Origin of the sequence: Stappia albiluteola, from assembly GCF_014050225.1 — a bacterium.
In the GTDB taxonomy this organism is placed as follows: Bacteria; Pseudomonadota; Alphaproteobacteria; order Rhizobiales; family Stappiaceae; genus Hongsoonwoonella; species Hongsoonwoonella albiluteola.
Window position 1 is genome coordinate 1 of sequence record NZ_JACFXV010000048.1, and the last position, 2,500, is coordinate 2,500.

Consider the following 2,500-nt stretch of genomic DNA (forward strand, 5'->3'; position numbering starts at 1 on the left):
GTAGAGATATTCCCTTATATACATGCGTTAAGCGGGCCTGGCGGCGACCTACTTTCCCGCGGCTTGAGCCGCAGTATCATTGGCGCTGGGGCATTTCACGGCCGAGTTCGGAATGGGATCGGGTGCTGGTTTCCCCGCAAGGGCCACCAGGCCGGCTTAGCGCAAGTACTGAGGGAGTGAACTGGTCTTGTTTGTTTGTTTTGATGGGCATTGATTAATGAGAGTGATCAAGCCGAACGAGCTATTAGTACCGGTAAGCTTCACGCATTGCTGCGCTTCCACACCCGGCCTATCGACGTGGTGGTCTTCCACGGCTCTTCAGGGAGAACTGGTTTTGAGGTGGGTTTCCCGCTTAGATGCCTTCAGCGGTTATCCCTTCCACACATAGCTACCCTGCAATGCCGCTGGCGCGACAACAGGTCCACCAGAGGTGTGTCCATCCCGGTCCTCTCGTACTAGGGACAGATCCTCTCAATTCTCCTACACCCACGGCAGATAGGGACCGAACTGTCTCGCGACGTTCTGAACCCAACTCACGTACCACTTTAATCGGCGAACAGCCGAACCCTTGGGACCTGCTCCAGCCCCAGGATGTGATGAGTCGACATCGAGGTGCCAAACGATGCCGTCGATATGGACTCTTGGGCATCATCAGCCTGTTATCCCCGGCGTACCTTTTATCCGTTGAGCGATGGCCCTTCCACGAGGGACCACCGGATCACTATGGCCGTCTTTCGACTCTGCTCGACTTGTCAGTCTCGCAGTCAGGCAGGCTTATGCCATTGCACTCGACGAGCGATTTCCGACCGCTCTGAGCCCACCTTCGCGCGCCTCCGTTACACTTTGGGAGGCGACCGCCCCAGTCAAACTACCCGCCACACACTGTCCCGGGCGTTGTTGCGCCGCGGTTAGATATCCATGCAGACAAGGGTGGTATTTCAAGGGTGGCTCCACGCGAGCTGGCGCCCGCGCTTCAACGCCTACCACCTATCCTACACATGTCGACACGAATACCAGTGTGAAGCTGTAGTAAAGGTGCACGGGGTCTTTCCGTCTGACCGCAGGAACCCCGCATCTTCACGGGGAATTCAATTTCACTGAGTCTGTGCTGGAGACAGCGGGGAAGTCGTTACGCCATTCGTGCAGGTCGGAACTTACCCGACAAGGAATTTCGCTACCTTAGGACCGTTATAGTTACGGCCGCCGTTTACCGGGGCTTCAATTCGGTGCTTGCACACCTCCTCTTAACCTTCCGGCACCGGGCAGGCGTCAGACCCTATACGTCGCCTTGCGGCTTCGCAGAGCCCTGTGTTTTTGATAAACAGTCGCCACCCCCTGGTCTGTGCCCCCCGAACCTGGTTGCCCAAGCCCGGGGCTCCCTTCTCGCGAACTTACGGGAGCAATTTGCCGAGTTCCTTCAGCACAGTTCTCTCAAGCGCCTTGGTATGCTCTACCAGTCCACCTGTGTCGGTTTCGGGTACGGTCTGTACGCGGGGGCTATTTCCTGGGACACCTTCGCCGCATTCCCAATCCAGTAAGGGAATACGACACACAGCATCCGTCACCACCCGCAGGCCGGGGAATATTAACCCCGTTCCCATCGACTACGCCTTTCGGCCTCGCCTTAGGGGCCGGCTAACCCTGCGCCGATTAGCGTTGCGCAGGAACCCTTGGACTTTCGGCGAGGGGGTCTCTCACCCCCTTTATCGTTACTCATGTCAGCATTCGCACTTCCGATACCTCCAGAGGCCCTCACGGGTCCTCCTTCATCAGCTTACGGAACGCTCCGCTACCGCGTGCTTACGCACACCCGCAGCTTCGGTACATGGCTTTAGCCCCGTTACATTTTCGGCGCGGAACCCCTTGATTAGACCAGTGAGCTGTTACGCTTTCTTTAAATGATGGCTGCTTCTAAGCCAACATCCTGGTTGTTTTGGGAGTTCTACATCCTTTCACACTTAGCCATGATTTAGGGACCTTAGCTGGCGGTCAGGGTTGTTTCCCTCTCCACGACGGACGTTAGCACCCGCCGTGTGTCTGCCGGATAGTACTTTCTGGTATTCGGAGTTTGGTTAGGATCAGTAAGACGGTGAGTCCCCATAGCCCATCCAGTGCTCTACCCCCAGAAGTATTCATCCGACGCTCTACCTAAATAGATTTCGCGGAGAACCAGCTATTTCCGAGTTTGATTGGCCTTTCACCCCTAGCCACAACTCATCCCCGACTTTTTCAACAGGCGTGGGTTCGGTCCTCCAGCAAGTGTTACCTTGCCTTCAACCTGGTCATGGCTAGATCACTCGGTTTCGGGTCTAATCCAACGAACTATGTCGCCCTATTCAGACTCGCTTTCGCTACGCCTACACCTACCGGCTTAAGCTTGCTCGTTAAATTAAGTCGCTGACCCATTATACAAAAGGTACGCCGTCACCCTCGCGGGCTCCGACTGTTTGTAGGCATCCGGTTTCAGGATCTCTTTCACTCCCCTCGTCGGGGTGCTTTT

The 2,500-nt window shown here is 55.9% G+C and carries 2 rRNA genes (1 of these 2 cut by a window edge); both read right to left on the reverse strand.

From position 1 onward, the window contains the following. Positions 1–35: 35 nt before the first annotated feature. A 5S ribosomal RNA gene (gene rrf / locus H2509_RS08245) occupies positions 36–151 on the reverse strand. 72 nt (positions 152–223) lie between these two features. Continuing rightward, positions 224–2,500: ribosomal RNA gene (locus H2509_RS08250) — 23S ribosomal RNA — on the reverse strand (it continues 444 nt past the right edge of the window).